General features: G+C 69.9%; 14 protein-coding genes and 2 pseudogenes. 6 read left to right on the plus strand and 10 right to left on the minus strand.

Annotated features, from left to right (window positions below; translation table 11 throughout):
- Positions 1 to 38: 38 nt before the first annotated feature.
- Positions 39 to 593 (minus strand): NUDIX hydrolase, encoded by a 555-nt coding sequence (locus GC203_RS03440; protein ID WP_293451385.1) that lies wholly within the window; start codon positions 591 to 593, stop codon positions 39 to 41.
- 87 nt (positions 594 to 680) lie between these two features.
- Between GC203_RS03440 and GC203_RS03445 the strand changes: the two genes are divergently transcribed.
- Positions 681 to 1,955 (plus strand): erythromycin esterase family protein, encoded by a 1,275-nt coding sequence (locus GC203_RS03445; RefSeq protein ID WP_293451387.1) that lies wholly within the window; start codon positions 681 to 683, stop codon positions 1,953 to 1,955.
- A 21-nt stretch (positions 1,956 to 1,976) separates the two neighbouring features.
- On the opposite strand, the pseudogene GC203_RS03450 reads toward GC203_RS03445, so the two are convergent.
- Positions 1,977 to 2,387, minus strand: a pseudogene (locus tag GC203_RS03450) (DNA starvation/stationary phase protection protein); the annotation flags it as partial.
- A 17-nt stretch (positions 2,388 to 2,404) separates the two neighbouring features.
- Positions 2,405 to 2,617, minus strand: coding sequence for a DUF2061 domain-containing protein (locus tag GC203_RS03455; protein WP_293451355.1), 213 nt, complete (start codon positions 2,615 to 2,617; stop codon positions 2,405 to 2,407).
- A 165-nt stretch (positions 2,618 to 2,782) separates the two neighbouring features.
- Here GC203_RS03455 and GC203_RS03460 point away from each other — a divergent pair, with 165 nt between their 5' ends.
- Both GC203_RS03460 and GC203_RS03465 read left to right on the plus strand, forming a co-directional pair.
- Complete coding sequence (locus GC203_RS03460; RefSeq protein WP_293451357.1) at positions 2,783 to 4,042, plus strand: LLM class flavin-dependent oxidoreductase; 1,260 nt, start codon at positions 2,783 to 2,785, stop codon at positions 4,040 to 4,042.
- 10 nt (positions 4,043 to 4,052) lie between these two features.
- On the plus strand, positions 4,053 to 4,829 hold the full coding sequence (locus GC203_RS03465) for an alpha/beta hydrolase (protein WP_293451359.1): 777 nt from the start codon (positions 4,053 to 4,055) through the stop codon (positions 4,827 to 4,829).
- Positions 4,830 to 4,856: 27 nt separating this feature from the next.
- On the opposite strand, the gene GC203_RS03470 is transcribed toward GC203_RS03465, so the two are convergent.
- The 3 genes from GC203_RS03470 to GC203_RS03480 form a co-directional block, all read right to left on the minus strand.
- On the minus strand, positions 4,857 to 5,561 hold the full coding sequence (locus GC203_RS03470) for a PEPxxWA-CTERM sorting domain-containing protein (RefSeq protein WP_293451361.1): 705 nt from the start codon (positions 5,559 to 5,561) through the stop codon (positions 4,857 to 4,859).
- A 161-nt stretch (positions 5,562 to 5,722) separates the two neighbouring features.
- A complete protein-coding gene (locus GC203_RS03475) occupies positions 5,723 to 7,357 on the minus strand; it encodes an alpha/beta fold hydrolase (RefSeq protein WP_293451363.1) in 1,635 nt (544 codons plus the stop codon).
- A gap of 157 nt (positions 7,358 to 7,514) precedes the next feature.
- The gene (locus tag GC203_RS03480; protein ID WP_293451365.1) at positions 7,515 to 8,360 is read right to left on the minus strand and encodes a helix-turn-helix transcriptional regulator; all 846 of its coding nucleotides are present in this window, start codon (positions 8,358 to 8,360) and stop codon (positions 7,515 to 7,517) included.
- Between the two features lie 96 nt (positions 8,361 to 8,456).
- Here GC203_RS03480 and GC203_RS03485 point away from each other — a divergent pair, with 96 nt between their 5' ends.
- The 3 genes from GC203_RS03485 (at position 8,457) to GC203_RS03495 (ending at position 13,254) form a co-directional block, all read left to right on the plus strand.
- Positions 8,457 to 9,350 (plus strand): SDR family oxidoreductase, encoded by an 894-nt coding sequence (locus GC203_RS03485; RefSeq protein ID WP_293451367.1) that lies wholly within the window; start codon positions 8,457 to 8,459, stop codon positions 9,348 to 9,350.
- A gap of 262 nt (positions 9,351 to 9,612) precedes the next feature.
- The gene (locus GC203_RS03490; protein ID WP_293451369.1) at positions 9,613 to 11,478 is read left to right on the plus strand and encodes an ATP-binding protein; all 1,866 of its coding nucleotides are present in this window, start codon (positions 9,613 to 9,615) and stop codon (positions 11,476 to 11,478) included.
- A gap of 24 nt (positions 11,479 to 11,502) precedes the next feature.
- A complete protein-coding gene (locus GC203_RS03495) occupies positions 11,503 to 13,254 on the plus strand; it encodes a hypothetical protein (protein ID WP_293451371.1) in 1,752 nt (583 codons plus the stop codon).
- A 100-nt stretch (positions 13,255 to 13,354) separates the two neighbouring features.
- Here the strand turns inward: GC203_RS03495 and GC203_RS03500 are convergent, their stop codons facing one another.
- The 4 genes and pseudogenes from GC203_RS03500 to GC203_RS03515 form a co-directional block, all read right to left on the minus strand.
- The gene (locus tag GC203_RS03500) at positions 13,355 to 14,446 is read right to left on the minus strand and encodes a chemotaxis response regulator protein-glutamate methylesterase (protein WP_293451373.1); all 1,092 of its coding nucleotides are present in this window, start codon (positions 14,444 to 14,446) and stop codon (positions 13,355 to 13,357) included.
- A 4-nt stretch (positions 14,447 to 14,450) separates the two neighbouring features.
- The gene (locus GC203_RS03505; protein ID WP_293451375.1) at positions 14,451 to 15,317 is read right to left on the minus strand and encodes a CheR family methyltransferase; all 867 of its coding nucleotides are present in this window, start codon (positions 15,315 to 15,317) and stop codon (positions 14,451 to 14,453) included.
- Positions 15,314 to 15,787, minus strand: a complete 474-nt coding sequence (locus GC203_RS03510) for a chemotaxis protein CheW (protein ID WP_293451377.1) — start codon at positions 15,785 to 15,787, stop codon at positions 15,314 to 15,316. Before GC203_RS03510 ends, GC203_RS03505 begins: the two co-directional genes overlap by 4 nt.
- Positions 15,787 to 16,189, minus strand: a pseudogene (locus GC203_RS03515) (methyl-accepting chemotaxis protein); the annotation flags it as partial. The gene GC203_RS03510 and the pseudogene GC203_RS03515, both read right to left, overlap by 1 nt.

The following is a 16,189-nucleotide window of genomic DNA, read 5'->3' on the forward strand; positions in this document are numbered from 1 at the left end:
CAATATGTTGGCACTCGATCGGCCGCGCTGCTGCCAGGTCAGTCGAAGAGGTCGGGCCGCCGCACGCGCAGCATCAGGATCAGCGCCAGGGTCTTCAGGTCCTCGATGCGCCGCTGCTCGACCCAGGACCAGAGGAGATCGAGCGGGACCTCCTCGACGGTGATGTGTTCGTGCTTGCCGCCGCCGGGCCCGACCCGATCGGCGGCGGAGTAGGCCGCCAGGAACAGGTCGACCCGCTCGCTCGATATCCCCGGGGAGGAGAATGGCGCGCCGAGCGTGTCGAGCCGCCCGAGACGGACGCCGCATTCCTCAAGCGCCTCGCGCAGCGCGGCGTCCTCCGAATCCTCGTCCTCGACCAGGCCGGCGGGCGCCTCCAGCAGCTCCGGCGGCCCGCCCGCCCAGATCACCGGCGCCCGCGGCAGATTGACCAGCAGCGCCGTGCGCCGATCGGGATCATAGGGGAGCACGCAGGCCGCGCGGCCGTGGTGCTCGATCTCCCGTACGAACGGACCGTCCGGCCCGCTCAGGGTCGCGGCCAGGAGGGTGACATGGCCCTGGTAGACGGTCTCGACCGTCCGCAATTCCACCGACATTTCGCCACGCTCCGAACGCGCTTCCGCCGGGAACAGCGAACATGGTCGCGCGGCTGCCAAGTATGCGTTCCCCGGGGAGTTCCGGCCATGCCCGACATTCGTCCTCGTATCGACGAGGATCGCCATCTGCCGCCTGGCGCGGCCGGCCACATCGCCGCCTGCGCCGAACCTCTGCCCGACTTCGAAGACCCGCGGTTCGGCCGCCTCTTCGACAGGTTCGGCGACGCCCGCGTCGTGCTGCTGGGCGCGTCGAACCACGGGGCCGCCGAGTTCTGCCGCGCCCGGGCCGCGATCACGCGCTGGCTGGTCGAGAAGCGCGGGTTCAACATCGTCGCGCTGGAGGCCGATGCGTCCGACACGGCCGTCCTCGACGCACGCGCGTACGGCGAGCGGCCGCCGGGCGCGGCGTTCGCCGGGTTTCCGTCGTGGGTCTGGCGGAACCGCGAGTTCGACGCCTTCGTGGACTGGCTCGCCGATCATAACCGGGGGCGGGGCTCGGCGGCGCGGACCAGCCTCCACGGCCTCGACCGCTACGACCTCTCCGCTGCGATGGCGGCGGCGCTCGACCACCTCCGGCGCGTCGATCCCGACGCCGCGGCGATCGCGCGCGAGCGCTACGGCTGCCTGCGGCCCTGGGCGCTCGACCCCGAGGCGTTCGGCCGGATGCCGGTGTCGGGCCGCTACGCCGCCTGCGAGACCGCCGTGACGGCGATGCTCGGCGAGGCGCTGGCGCGCCGGCTCCGCGAGACTGAAGATGCTTCGGAAGCCGCCGCCAACGCACGTCTGCTGCGCGGCGCCGACGACCACTACCGCGCGATGTACTACGGCGGCGCCGACGCCTGGAACCGGCGATCCCAGCACCTGTTCGAGACGCTGGACGGCCTGATCGAAGCGAGGGGCGGCGAGGCCAAGGCGGTGGTCTGGGCGCACAATGCTCAGGTAGGCGACGCGCGCGCCGTCGAGATGGGCCACGTGCGCGACGAGATCAGCCTGGGCCAGCTCTGCCGCGAGGCGTGGGGCGAGGACGCCCGGCTGATCGGCTTCGGAGCCCACGCCGGCCGCCTGGCCTGCGCCGCGGACTGGGACGCGCCCCTTGAGATCAAGGCGCTGGAGCCATCCCTGCCCGAGAGCTTGGAGCGGCAGTCGCACAACGCCGGCGTCGGCCGCTTCCTCCTCGACCTGCAGCCCGGCGTGCACGGCGCGCTGCGCCGCGCACTCACCGACCCGCGGCTCGAACGCTTCATCGGGGCCGTCTACCGGCCGCAGTCGGAGCGCTGGAGCCACTACGCCGAATGCCGGCTGGCCGAGCAGTTCGACGCCTGGGTCTGGTTCGACGAGACGACGCCGGTGACGCCGCTCTAACCAGTCACCCCAAGGAGGCGGCAGCATCCAGGCGTGCTTCTCGTGGGCGTCGATGCGGTCGTCGATCAGCGAGACCGTGACCTCATCGGCGCCCTCGCGCGCGGCCTTGGCCGTCTCGATCAGCGCCTCGTGGTCGGCCACAAGCTCCTTCAGCATGCCCTGGGCGTCGGCCTCGGGCGCGCCGTCCTTGATCGCCGACAGCTTGGCGAAGGCGCCGTAGCCCTGCGGAGCCAGCTCGCCCAGCGCCCGGATGCGTTCGGCGATCTGGTCGATCGAGGTCCACATCTCGGTGTACTGGGTCATGAACAGCTGGTGCAGCGAGCCGAAGTTGGGGCCGCGAACGTTCCAGTGGTAGCCGTGCGTCTTCAGATAGACGGCGTAGGTGTCGGCCAGCAGTCTGGCCAGGCCGTCGGCGGACGTCTTCTTTCCCATCGTCGATCTCCTTGTCGTCAGCGGCGCACGCGCGCCGGGACCGGGCGCAGCGCCCACGCCCGCTCGTGCGCGGCGAAGGCGATGGTCTGGAACACGGGCTCGATCAGGCCGACGGCCAGGGCCGCGCGCCAGTTCTGGGTCAGCGCATAGGCCACGGCGATGGCGACGGTCATGTGAACCAGCGACCAGCTGGCGGTCTTGGCGGCGAGGCGCATCGTTTTGATCCTCATTGACGGACATGATCTGGGCCCTCGTGGATCAAAGAGCAAATCGATAGTTTTGAGGATCAGAATAGATATAATTGATATAACGCGTTCGGCGCTTGGCGCCGGGCCGCCTTTGGTTATCGTCGTTCAGCGACCGTCCGCCAGAGACGGCGACTGGAGGATCGGCCCATGAAGTTCACCTGGTTCAACCTCATGCCGTGGCCCTATCTGCCGGACGATTTCCGGGAGAAAAACCGCTCGGTGTGGGTGGACATCGACCAGCGCCTGTTCGACCCGGCCAAGAGCCACGAGGTCTACAACACCTACATGGACCTGCTCGAATACGCCGACACCCTCGGCTTCGACGGGATCGGGGTGAACGAGCACCACCAGAACGGCTACGGCATCATGCCCAGCCCCAACATCATCGCCGCGGGCCTGGCGCGCCGGACCAGCGACGCGGCCATCGTAGTGCTGGGCAACTCCATCGCGCTCTACAACCCGCCCGTCCGAGTCGCCGAGGAGTTCGCGATGCTGGACTGCATCTCGGGCGGCCGCCTGGTGGCCGGCTTCCCGGTCGGCACCTCGATGGACACCAACTACTGCTACGGCCAGATCCCCTCGCTCACGCGCGAGAAGTACCAGGAGGCCCACGACCTGATCATCAAGGCGTGGACCAGCCGCGACCCGTTCGCCTTCAACGGCCGCTACAACAAGCTGCGCCACGTGAACATCTGGCCGCGGCCCATCCAGCAGCCGCATCCGCCGGTGCACATCCCGGGCGGCGGCTCGGTGGAGACCTACGACTTCTGCATCGACAACACCTACAGCTACTCCTACCTCAGCTTCTCGGGGTACCTGCGGGCCCAGGCGCTGATGAACGGCTACTGGAAGCGCGTGGAGGAGCGGGGCGTCGACAAGAGCCCCTATCGCGCGGGCTTCGCCCAGACGATCTGCGTGGCCGAGACCGACGAGGAGGCCGAGCGCCTCTACGCCCCGCACGTGAACTACTTCTACAACCGCTGCCTGCACGTCTATCCGGGCTTCGCCGACGCGCCGGGCTACCGCACGATCAAGACCATCCAGACCGGGGCGCTGTCGCAGTACGCCCCGCCGCGCGGCGGCTACGCCGAGCTGACCTGGAAGGACCTGACCGAGCAGGGCCACGTGATCGCCGGCTCGCCCGAGACCGTGCGCCAGCGGATGGAAGACCTGATCAAGGGCCTGAACGTCGGCAACATCTTCTGCCTGATGCACGTGGGCGACATGCCGGCCGACAAGTGCATGTACTCGACCAAGCTGTTCGCCGAGAAGGTGATGCCCAAGCTGCGCAACATGTTCCCCGACCGGGCCGACGACAGCCGCTTCTGGTGCCATCCGCTGGACAAGCGGGTCAGCGCAGGCTCGCTCCCCACCGCCCCGGCGCGCGCGCCGATCCCGGCCGAATAGGGAGGCGGACATGGAGCTCAAGACCGTCCAGACCCGTCACGTCCCCGTCCGCTACCTCGAAGGCGGCGCGGGCCCCGACCTCGTTTTCCTGCACGGCGCTGGCGGCGTGACCGCCGACGACCCGCTGCTGGCGGCGCTGGCGAAGACGCATCACGTGGTGGCCCCGCTGATCCCCGGCTACGGCGACAGCGAGGAATGCGGCGAGATCCGCGACATGCTGGATTTCACGCTGCATACCTGGGACGTGGTGGAGGCCCTGGGGTGCAAGGACCCCATCCTCGTCGGCCACTCGATGGGCGGCATGATCGCCGCGGAGATGGCCGCCGTTCAGCCCAACGACGTCTCGCGCCTGGCGCTGATCGCGCCGGCGGGCCTGTGGGACGACGACCATCCGATCGCCGACCTGTTCTCGACCATGCCCTACGAGATGCCGGCGCTGCTGTTCCACGACCCCGAGGCGGGGGCGGCGATGATGACCGCCGGCCGCGACGTGGAGGACCCCAACTTCCTGCAGACCTATCTGGTGGCCAACGCCCGCCAGCTGGGCATGGCCGGGCGCATCCTGTTCCCGGTGCCGGAACGGGGCCTGGCCGGCCGGCTCTACCGGATCAAGGCCAAGACCGTTCTGATCTGGGGCGACTCCGACAAGCTGATCCCGCCGGTCTACGCCCACGCCTTCAAGAAGAGCGTCGCCGGCGCCGAGCTGGTCTCGATCCCCGAGGCCGGCCACATGATCACCCTGGAGCAGCCGCAGGCCGTGGCCGAGGCGATCGGGCGGCTGGGGTAGCCGCCCGGGAGCCTCGCTGTCGGCGGATCACGCGGACAGGGGCCGCCGCCGCGTGCGCATCGCCCCGCCCAGCAGGCCGAAGCCGCTGACCGTCAGCGCCCAGGTGGCCGGCTCGGGCGCCGCGGACGGATCGCCGGCGCCCGGGTCGGGATCCGGCGCCGAGGTGAAGCTGCCGCCGAGCGAGAACGAATTCTGAGTCTCGGTCGCGAAGAAGCCGTGGCCTTCGTTGAGCACCGACGATTTCGTCGCGTTGTCGCCAGCCGTCACCCAGAAGACGCTGCTGGAGTCCGAATGCAGGCCGATCCAGTAGGTGGTGTCGGCCTGCGCCTGGAACGCCGAACTGAAATCGAACGAGATGCGCCCGCCGACCAACTGGTTGAACGCGACGCCGCTGGATTGGTAGGCGAGGTTCTGCGCGTGGCCGCTCCAGATGGGGCCGCCCGGCCCGTTCGCGCCGTCCGCATAGATGAAGAAGGTGAGGCTGGGCGCGTCGACGCCGGGCGTGATCGCCCCCGTCGCCAGCACCTCCAGCGACATGCCCGTCACGCTGGCGGCGCCGGTGAGCCGGAAGTCGTCGGCGGCCGTGTAGGACTTTCCATTGCCGGTCGCGTAGTTCCAGCCATTGGCGTAGTTCGCCGGGCCATTGTCGTAGAGGACGGCGGCGTGGCTCGCGCCCGCCACCAGCGCAGCGGCCGCCAGCGAAACGGCGGCGACCCCGATTTTGCGAAACATCACTCGATCCTGAAAGCATCCCAATAGGATCGGCATTGAAGGGCGCGGCGCGGCGGCGCGCATGAAGCATTTGAACTAGAGCCCGTCAGGGTGAAGTGGATGCCGGTTCACCCGCCCGAACGGAGGCCGCGCCCCCAGGGCGAATCGATCGGGTCGCCGCCCTACGCCGACAGTTCGGCCGCTGCCCGCGCGAACACCTCCGGCCAGTGCTTCAGCATCATGAGATGCCCGATGCCGGCGCGGCGTTCGACGACGTAGGGATGGGCGCCCAGCGCCTCGCGCAGTTGCGACAGGGAGGTCATCTGATCCTCGTCGCCATGCCAGAGCGTGACCGGCGCCGACAAGTCGGCCAGATCGATGCGCTCGTCGGCCCGGAACGGGCCGAGATCGTCCGCCGGGCCGCGGCCGCCCTGCTCGAGCGCCTCGGCGACGTAGCTCGCGAGATAGGGCACCGCCCAAGACGCCGCATCCGCGAACGCCCGGTCGCCGCGCGAGCGCCGCGTCGCGCGCCGCAGCGCCTGTCGCACCAAGGGCCCGCCGACCCGGAGCGCCAGCATCTGGAAGTAGGGCTCGGCCAGCCAGTCGGCGCCCTCCAGCGCCGCCCGGAAGCGGTGCAGCGGGCCCGGCTGGCCGGTGGATCGGCCCGGCGGGCGGCCCGAGCAGAAATGGAGCCCCCGCGCCCTGTCTCCGAAGCCCGCCGCCGCCGCCATGGCGAAGGGGGCGCCCGACATCTGTCCCGCGAACACGGCCCGATCGACGCCCAGCCCCTCCAGCAGGTCGCACGCGTCGCGCCCCACCGACGCGAACCCGAAGCCGCGATGGGGGTCGGACCCGCCGAACCCCGGCCGCTCCAGCGCGATCACCCGGAGCCCGAGCGCGTGCGAGGTCCCGTCCACGCTCTGCGGAAAGAGCGACGAGCCGAGGCCGTCGTGGAAGGTCATGAGCACGCGGCCGTCGGGATGGCCGTATTCGCGGTAGGCCAGCCGCCGACCGTCGCCCAGGGTGAAGCTCCGCCGCGCCGGGGCGCGCCAGCCGCCGATGGGCGAGGGCGCGAAGGCGCTCAGCTCCAGCAGCAGGCGCACGATCTCGGCCTGCCGCTGCACGCCGATCTTGTTGAACACCGAGTTCAGCTGATTGCGCGTCGTGTGGATGCTCACGCCCAGGTCGGCGGCGATGTCGGTCAGGGCCAGGCCCTGGCCGAGGCGCTCGACCAGCCGGACCTCGGCGGGGGTGAGGCCGAAGCTCTCGCGCAGCGCGTCGCGAAGATGCTCGGCCATGGTCAGCGTCGGGAAGACGAGCAGGAAGGCGGGCGAGGGCCGGCCGGGCCGCACGTCGGCGGGACCGCCGCGCAGCAGGAAGGCGAACAGCGGCGAGTTCAGGTCGCGGCGGTTGAAGCGCACGACCACCCGGGGCGACGCGCCGCCGCGCAGCTTGTCGGCGGCGGCGGCGAGAGCCTCGGCGTTGACCTCGTCGTCGAAGACCGGGCGGCTTCCGGCCGGCGCCCGTCCCCCGCAAAGCGCGAGCATGGCCTCGCCCTGGGGCGTGCCGCCGACCCGCCGCAGGCCGGCGTCGAAATGCAGGGCGCCGCCGGCTTCGGGCTCCAGGACGCCCGCGGCGCCCGGCGGGGCCCCGGCCGAGGCCTGCATCAGGCTTTCGCGCAGGCTCGCGGCGCCTCGGGGGTCGAGGTCGGGGAGTGCGGCGCCGGCCTCCAGCACCTCGAACAGCTCGTCCCAGCCCTCCGGGTCCGAGGCGATCCTGTGCAGGGTCTCGATCAGCTCGGCGTCACGTTCCGGCACAACTGAACTCTGGCAAAACTGAACCCTGGCGCCACAGGACTCTGGGCTTCGGCCTGAAAACGACAACCACGACCGCGTCACGCCGGCGGCGGAGCATGACCCGGCGAACGGAGCCATGGAAGCAACAATGGCGCCATGGCCTCCGCCGTGCGCCGGGCTAGCGGTGCGGTCGAGGCGCCGCCTCGGCCATGGCGGCGATCTTGGCGGCGTCTTCCGGTGTGGTCGGGTTGTAGACCACCAGGGCCAGGTCGGGGCGGCCGTCCACGGCGAAGGCGGTGTGCTCCAAGGCGATGGGGCCGAGCACCGGATGGCGCATGTGCTTGACGCCGTCGCCGGGGCTGAGGACTTCGTGGTCGCGCCAAAGGGCGGCGAATTCGGGGCTCTGGCGACTGAGCTCGTCGACCAGCGGCTGCACGGCCTCGGCGGCGCCGGCCCGGGCCGCGTCCACGCGGAAGGCGCTGACCACCGCCCGCGCCACGCTCTGCCAGTCGTCGTTGGCGGCGCGCACGCCCGGCTCCAGGAAGACGATGCGCAGCATGTTGCGCTGTTCGGGGGCCAGGGCGGCGTAGTCAGTGAGGACGGTCGCGGCGGTGCGGTTCCAGGCGACCACGTCCCACACGGCCGTGCGGATCACCGCCGGCGTCGGGTCCAGCGCGTCGAGCACCCGCTGGAGCCGGGGCGAGACGCCGTCGTCCCGGCGGTAGCGCGCCTCGGGCGGACGGCCGAGGCCCAGGAGGAACAGGTGCTCGCGCTCCACCTCGGTGAGCATCAGGGCGTGGGCGATGCGGTCGAGGACGTCGGCCGAGGGCGCGCCGCCGCGCCCCTGCTCCAGCCAGGCGTACCAGGTAGGGCTGATGTTGGCCCGCTGGGCCACCTCCTCGCGCCGCAGCCCCGGGGTGCGCCGGCGTCCGGGCGGGAAGCCGAACGCCGAGGGATCGAGCCGGCCGCGCCGGTCCCGCAGGTAGGCGCCGAGCCGCCCGTCTTCCGCTGCGCGGCCGCTCATGCTGTTAGGCCTTATCCCATGATAAAGTCACGACTTTACCAGGATATGCCGGAAGCCGACCCTTGTCGCCTGTTGTGGTGTCTTGGAGATCTGACGATGCGCGTATTCGTGACCGGAGCGACGGGGTTCATCGGTTCGACCCTCGTGGAGGACCTGATCGACGCCGGCCATGAGGTGATCGGGCTCACCCGCTCGGAGGCGGGGGCGCAGGCCCTGGCGGCGGCGGGGGCCGAGCCGCACCGCGGGTCGCTCGACGACCTGGAGAGCCTCCGGCGCGGCGCCGCCCGCGCCGATGGGGTGGTCCACCTGGCCTTCAACCACGACTTCTCGACCTACATGGCCAACTGCGAGGACGACCGGCGGGTTATCGAGGCGCTGGGCTCGGCGCTGGCGGGATCGGATCGCCCGCTGCTCGTGACCTCGGGCGCCGCGATGGCGGCGGTGCAGGGCCGCCCGGCGACCGAGGAGGATCCGCCCGCCCCCGCCACGGCCATCCCGCGCGCGGCGTCGGAGGAGGCGGCCGAGGCGCTGGCGGCGCGCGGCGTCAACGCCGGCGTCGTGCGCCTGCCCCAGGTGCACGACACGCGGAAGCAGGGCCTCGTCACCTATGCGATCGAAGTGGCCCGGGCGACGGGCGTGTCGGCCTATGTGGGCGACGGGGCCAACCGCTGGCCCGCCGCGCACCGGGTGGATACGGCGCGGCTCTACCGCCTGGCGCTGGAGCGGGCCGAGCCCGGCGCCCGCTACCACGCCGTGGCCGAGGAGGGCGTGGCGATGCGCGACATCGCCGAGGCGCTCGGCAGCCGGCTGGGCCTTCCGACGCGGTCGATCGCGCCGGAGGAGGCGCCGGCCCATTTCGGCTGGCTGGGCATGTTCGCCGGCTCGGACTCGACAGCCTCCAGCGCGCTCACCCGCCGCTGGCTGGACTGGCGCCCGACCGGCCCCACGCTCATCGCCGACCTGGAACGACTGGAGCTGGCCGAGGCTTAGTGGGGGGCTGAATTCGAGGGCGGCAAGCGCGATGGCCTCCGCTCATCCCGGCGAAATGATCGCAACGAGCCAGGAGCCGGCGTGAGCGGTGACCGCCGCCAGCGCGGGTTGGTCCAATCCGGCTTAACCTGACTTTCAGGGCGGCGTGGGAAGATTGGTCTCCAGGGCCGGCGCCTGCTTACCCGGCAGGAGGACCGGCTTGCGGAAACAGTCATTGCAGAGCGGCAAGATCTCGCCTTGGGATCTTTGTTTGATCCAAGGCGTGGCCCAAGCAAACCAGGACTGCATCTGGGTGCTGGGCTCGGACTGTCGCGTCGCCTACATGAATCCCCGGGGCCAGGAACTGCTCGGCGGGGTCCCGGGCGACGGAGTCACGCTCTCCGAGCTGTGGCCGGCCGAGAGCCGTTTCAGCCTCGACCGCGCCGTGAGAGCCGCCGCGGAAGGCCAGGTCCAAAAGTTCCGCGCCTTCTTCGGCGCCGGCCAGAGTTCGGGCGCCTATTGGGAGACCGTCGTCTCGCCGATCCGCGGCGACGACGGCGAGATCACCCGCCTTTTGGCCGTCGGTCGCGATGTGACCACCGAGGTCGAGACCCATGCGTTCCTGCAAACGGTGATCCACCTGCTGCCCTCGCCGCTCACCGTGAAGAACGTCGAGGATCGCCATTTCGTCCTCATCAATCGGGCGGCGGAGGATCTGTTCGGGATCAGCGGCGACGATCTGGTCGGACGCACCGGCGCCGAGGCCGGCCTGAGCAGCGCCGCCTGGTGGTCCGAGGCCGAAGACCGGGCCCTTCTGGCGGGCGAAACGCGCATCGAGGCCCAGGTGGTGGAGACGCCGAACGGCACGCGACGCTTCGCCACCAAGCTGCTCGCCACCCACGATGACTTGGGCCCGCGCCACCTGATCACCCTGGCCGACGATATCACGGACACCCTCGTGGCCGAGGAGAAGCTGCGCGCCGCCCTGGCCGACGCCGAGGCGGCCAGCCGGGCCAAGAGCGCCTTTCTGGCCAATATGAGCCACGAGATCCGCACGCCGCTGAACGGAGTCGTCGCCGGCGCCGACATGCTGGCGCGGGACGCGCTTTCTCCACGTGCGCGGGAACTGGTGGAGATGATCCGCGCGTCCGGCCAGACCCTGGAGCGGCTGGTCAGCGATATCCTCGACCTGGCGCGGGCCGAGTCTGGCCAGATGGAGCTGGAGACGCGGCCGTTCCACGCCGGAGACATGGCGCGCTCGGTCTGCGCGATGTTCGAAGCGGCGGTTCAAGACAAGGGCCTGAAGCTGGAACTCGACCTCGATCCGGCCTTGGACGCGCCGGCGATGGGAGACGAGACCCGCCTGCGCCAGGTGCTCGGCAATCTGATTAGCAATGCGGTGAAGTTCACCGAAACCGGTACGGTCATCGTCTCGGCCGCGCGGAAGGGCGGGCGGGCCCGGTTCCAGGTGCGCGACACCGGCGTCGGCTTCGAGCCTCAGGCCAAGGCCCGGCTGTTCGACCGGTTCCAGCAGGCCGACGAGACGTCCACGCGCCGGTTCGGCGGCGCCGGCATGGGACTCGCCATCGCCCGCGAGTTGGTCCAGCTCATGGGAGGCGACCTGGACGCCGACGCTCGGCCGGGAAAAGGGGCGGACTTCTGGTTCGAGATCCTACTGCCCGCGGCCACTCCGCCGGCGGCGGGGGAAACCTCGGTCGACGCGGACGCGGGGCTGCGGGTTCTGGTGGCGGACGATCACCCTACCAACCGCCAGGTGGTCGGACTGATGCTCGGCGAGGTGGCCGAGGTTCTCGCCGTGGAGAATGGCGCCGAGGCCGTGGAGGCTTTCGGCCGCACGCCGTTCGACCTGATCCTGATGGACATCCAGATGCCGGTGATGGACGGGCTGAGCGCTGTGCGCGCCATCCGCGCCGCGGAGGATGCCCAAGCCCGTCCCCGCACCCCCATCATCATGCTGACCGCAAACGTCCTGCCCGAGTACGCGGTCGCCAGCCTCGAGGCCGGGGCCGACCTCCACCTCGGCAAGCCGATCACCACGACCGCACTTTTTGAGGCCATCACGGCCATCTTGTCGCAGGCGTCGGAGGGCGATCTTTACCCGACCTTCGGACATGGCGCGCGAGGGTAAGGGACGATGCAGAAGCAGCGTTCCATGAGTCTTGCACGGTCCTCGGTTCCTTCGGACATCGTCCCGGCCCGGCCGCCCGTGGCCGACCGCCTGGACACGGCGCGGCAGGCCGTGGAAGGCCGCTTCCTTGAAGCCGGCGAGGTGCTGGGCAGCTCTGTCGAGGGCGTGGGCCAGCTCATCGCATCCCTCGACAAGCTGACCCGCTCGCTCGACCAGACGACGGTTGAGGCCACGACCGGGGAGCTGAAAACCGCGGCACGGCGCCTGACGTCCCTTCCCCAGCGGCACACGGAGCGGCGCGAGATCGTCGAGCGGCTGAGCCGAGGCGGGGAGGCTCTCGCCCTATGCGTCGACGATATGCGGCGCAACCTGGATTACCTTCGGTTCTTCGCCATCAACATCAAGATCACCGCCGGCGGGGTGGCTGCGGCGGACACCGAGTTCGGCTTATTCGCGCAGGAGATGTCCGACTACATTGAGCTGGGCCGGACGCACCTCACTGAGTTCGACCGCGACCTCAAGGCTCTGGCCGGCGAGTTGAAGGCCGCCGTGGCCCAGGATCAGGCCTTGGCCGAGCGCTGCCACGGCCTGATCCCCGAAGTGCCGGACGGCCTGTCGGCCAGCGCCGAGGCGCTGGAATCGCATCACGCCCAGGTGGCTCAAGCCGCCACTGAGGTGACGGCCCTGGCCCGGGCCGTCCAGTCAAAGGTCGGCCTGGCGCTTGCGGCCTTGCAGGTCGGCGACATCACCCGCCAGCGCATCGAGCACGTCCAGGAGGCTTTGACCTCGCTGGCCGAAGTCGAGGACCTGGAGGCTGAACCCCGCGCGCGGCTGAACGCCTTCATTCACGGTTTGCTGGCCGCCCAGCTGCGCGCCGCGGGCGATGACTTCCAGCGCGATGTGAGCCGGATCAATCAGAGCATGACCGGCATCGCCGGCGACGCGCTCGCGATCCTGCGCCTGCGCGACCTGGCCCTGGGTCGCGCCAAGGGCGACGATTCGGGCTTCCTGAAGGGGTTGGAGCGCCATGTGGCGCGGGCGGTGGACCTGGTGGCCCAGGTCGAACAGGCCGACAGGGGCGCCGAAGCGATCGGGGCTTCCGCCGCGGCGGCCGTGGCCGGGCTGAGCGCCCACATCACCGATCTGCAGAGGATCAGGACCGACGTCCAGCAGATGGCGCTCAACACCACGCTGAAATGTGGCCGCATTGGTGACGCCGGCAAACCCCTGGCCGTGATCGCCGTGGAACTGCGCGCCGAGGCCGGAGGCCTGGAGGCCGCCGCCCACGAGGCTTTGACGGCTCTCCAAACCCTCGCCGGCCAGGCGCAGGCTCTCGTCGGAACCGGGGACGTTGGGACGGCGGAGGGCGCCGACCAGGCCCTGGCCGAAGCGGCGGGACGCCTGCGTGGCGTCAGCGATGCGATGGAGGCCGACCTGCAAGCCTTGGCCGTCCAGGGCGACGCCGTCGTGCAGTCGCTGCGCCAGGCGGCGTCGCGCCTGTCCTTCCAACAGGAGATCGGCGCGATCATGGACGAAGCGGCCGAAGTCCTGGGCCGGATGGCAGAGGACGAACCGTGCCGGGTCGACGACTTGGGCGAGCGCCTGAGCGACCTGCTGGGCCGGATTTCGCGCTCCTACACCATGGTCCAAGAGCGCGAAGTGCATCGGAGATTCACCGACGGTCTGGACCTCGGCGCCGACGAGCCCGAGCCCGCGGCGGCCAAGCCTGTCGCAGCGACCGCCGACGAAGACGAGTTCGACGACGTCCTGTTCTAGGTCCGTGATTCAATCAGCTTTGATCTGAGCGTCGTGGGGATATTCCAACTTTCGGTTGGGTCTTCGGCCTAAGGACCTTCCCGCTCACGATTGGGCGTTATCAACGCGCCGCGAGCCGCAAGATTTCCTGTGCGATGTTGGGCAGGGGCACGATGCGGTCCACGCAGCCCCTGGCGATCGCCTCCTTGGGCATGCCGAACACCACGCTGGTGGCCTCGTCCTGGGCGACCGTGCGGGCGCCGGCCTGCTTCATCTCTTCCAGGCCTCGGGCGCCGTCATCGCCCATGCCGGTCATGATCACGCCCACGGCGTTCGCTCCGGCCGAACGGGCCGCCGAGCGGAAAAGGACATCCACAGAGGGCCGGTGGCGGGACACCAGCGGGCCGGTCTTCACCGACACCCGATAGTTGGCGCCGGACCGTTCGATCATGGTGTGAACGTTGCCGGGGGCGATCAGCACGCGGCCGCGCAACACCGCATCGCCGTCCTCGGCCTCCTTCACGTCCACCTGGCACAACCCGTCCAGGCGCTTGGCGAACGAGGCGGTGAACTTCTCGGGCATGTGCTGCACGATCACGATCCCCGGGGAGTCGGGCGGCAGGGCCTCCAGCACTTCACGCAGGGATTCGGTTCCGCCGGTCGAGGCGCCGATGCAGACGATGGATTCGGTGGTGCGCGCCATCGCCCGCCCGTTGGGCGGGGGCAGCATGGCGTCCGCGGTCAGCTTCTTCTCCGGCTCGCGATGGATCAGTTTCGGCGGCGCCTCGCGACGGCCGCGCACCCGCGCGCCAGCCGCGGCCTTGACCGCGTCGCAGATGCGAATCCGCGATTCCTCCAGGTGCTCGGCCACGCCCATCTTCGGCTTCAGGATCACGTCCACCGCGCCGGCTTCCAGCGCCTGGAGCAGGGTCTCCGACCCCGCCTCGATCAGCGACGAGCACATCACCACCGGGATGGGATGCTGCGCCATCAGCTTGCGCAGGAAGGTGATGCCGTCCATCCGCGGCATCTCCACGTCCAGCGTGATGACGTCGGGCACTTCGCTTCGGATGCGCTGGGCCGCGACATAGGGATCGGAGGCCACGCCCAGCACCTCGATCTGCGGATCGGCGTTGAGCAGGGTGGTCATGGTCTGCCGCACGGTGGCGGAATCGTCGACAACCAGGACACGGATCTTTCGGGGGCCCGGCAAGAATCTAGCTCCGCTGGAATACCGTGTTGGCGATCTGCGTCACGGGCAGGTCGAGGCCGACGATCGACTCCGAATGCCCCAGGAACAGATATCCCCCCGGCCGAAGGTGGTCGCAAAGACGCCGCAGCACCGCCGACTGGGTCGGTTTATCGAAATAAATCAATATATTGCGGCAGAAGACCATATCCATGTCGCGTTCGACCGGATAGGCCTCGTCCATCAGGTTCAGCCGGGCGAAGCTCAACCTTGAACGTAGCTGCGGGACGATCCGCACCTGATCGCGTCGCGCGTCCCGGGACCGCATCAGATAGCGCCGGCGCAGGTCCATCGGAACCGGAGCGATCATCGCCTCGGAAAACACGCCGGCCAGGGCCAGGCTCAACACCTGCGTCGACAGGTCGGTGCAGAGGATCGAATAGTCAGGGCCCCGGGACTTCTTGCGGAATTCCTCGAACACCATGGCCAGGGTGTAGGGCTCCGCGCCGATCGAACAGGCCGCGCTCCAGGACTTGATCTGGCGGCGGCCCTGCCTGGCGATCGCCGGCAGCGCCTTGTCCTCCAGGAACTTGAAATGGGCCGGTTCGCGGAAGAACTCGGTCTTGTTGGTGGTCACCGCGTCGATCAGGTGGACGATCTCGGTGTCCAGCCCGTTCTCGTCGAACAGATAGCGGCAATAGTCGTTGAGCGTGGCGATCCCGGTCGCGCGCATCCGCCGCCGCAGACGCCCCTCAAGCATGGTGCGCTTGCTCTGCGGCATCTTGATGCCGCTGTAGTTCTGGATCAGTTCGGCGAGACGCTTGAAGTTGCTGTTGCTGAGCTGATCGGTCCCGATCGGCGCTTCGGCCTCAGCGTGCCTGACCTGGGCGCTCACGCGGCGGCGTCCACGGCCAGCGCCGCCGCCTCCTGGCTGGTCAGCAGGCGCGCCAGATCGAACAGGATGACGAAGTCGCCCTCGCGGCGGACCACGCCTCGGATATAGGCCGAGCGCCACGGCACGCCGATGTCCGGCTTGGGCTCGATCTGTTCATCGGAAAAGACCGCGACCTCGATCACCCGATCCGCCACCAGTCCCAGTGACAGGACACGGCCGTCGACCGGGATGTCCAGCACAAGGATCCGCGTGCTGAGGGTCGTATCCGCCGCCGGCATGCCGAGTTTCAAGCGCAGGTCCAGGGTCGGCGTCGCCCGGCCGCGGACGTCCGTCAGGCCCAGAAGATAGGGCGGACCCTCGGGGACGGCGAATGGCGGGGCGTAGTCGAGGATCTCGCGCACGTACTCCACCGGAACGGCGAAGGTCTCCTCGCCAAGGCCGAGGGTGACGAACTGGGCTTCACCCGCCATCACGCGTATTCCCGGAAGTCGGCGTCACCAGAGTCGGGGCCGCCCTGCGAAAGGTCCAGCGCGAAGCCTTGGGCGCGAGCCTGCTGGGCCGCGACCGGATGCGGCCGTGCGGCCGCGGCTTTCGTCGACTTGACGACGGCCGGGCGGGCGCTCGCCGCGCGCTTCGTGGCTGACGCGGCGCGGCGCGGCGCGCCGGAGCCCACGTCGGTCTTGAAGTAGGCGATGGAGGCCTGCAGCTCTTCGGACTGGGCGGCCAGCTCTTCGGAGGTGGCGCTCATCTCCTCGGAGGCGCTGGCGTTCTGCTGGGTCACCTTGTCCAGTTGCTGGATCGCCTCGTTGATCTGGCTGGCGCCGATGTCCTGCTCGCGGCACGCCGCGCTGATCTCCGACACCAGTTCGGCC

It is taken from the genome of Phenylobacterium sp., assembly GCF_016124325.1.
Lineage (GTDB): Bacteria > Pseudomonadota > Alphaproteobacteria > Caulobacterales > Caulobacteraceae > Phenylobacterium.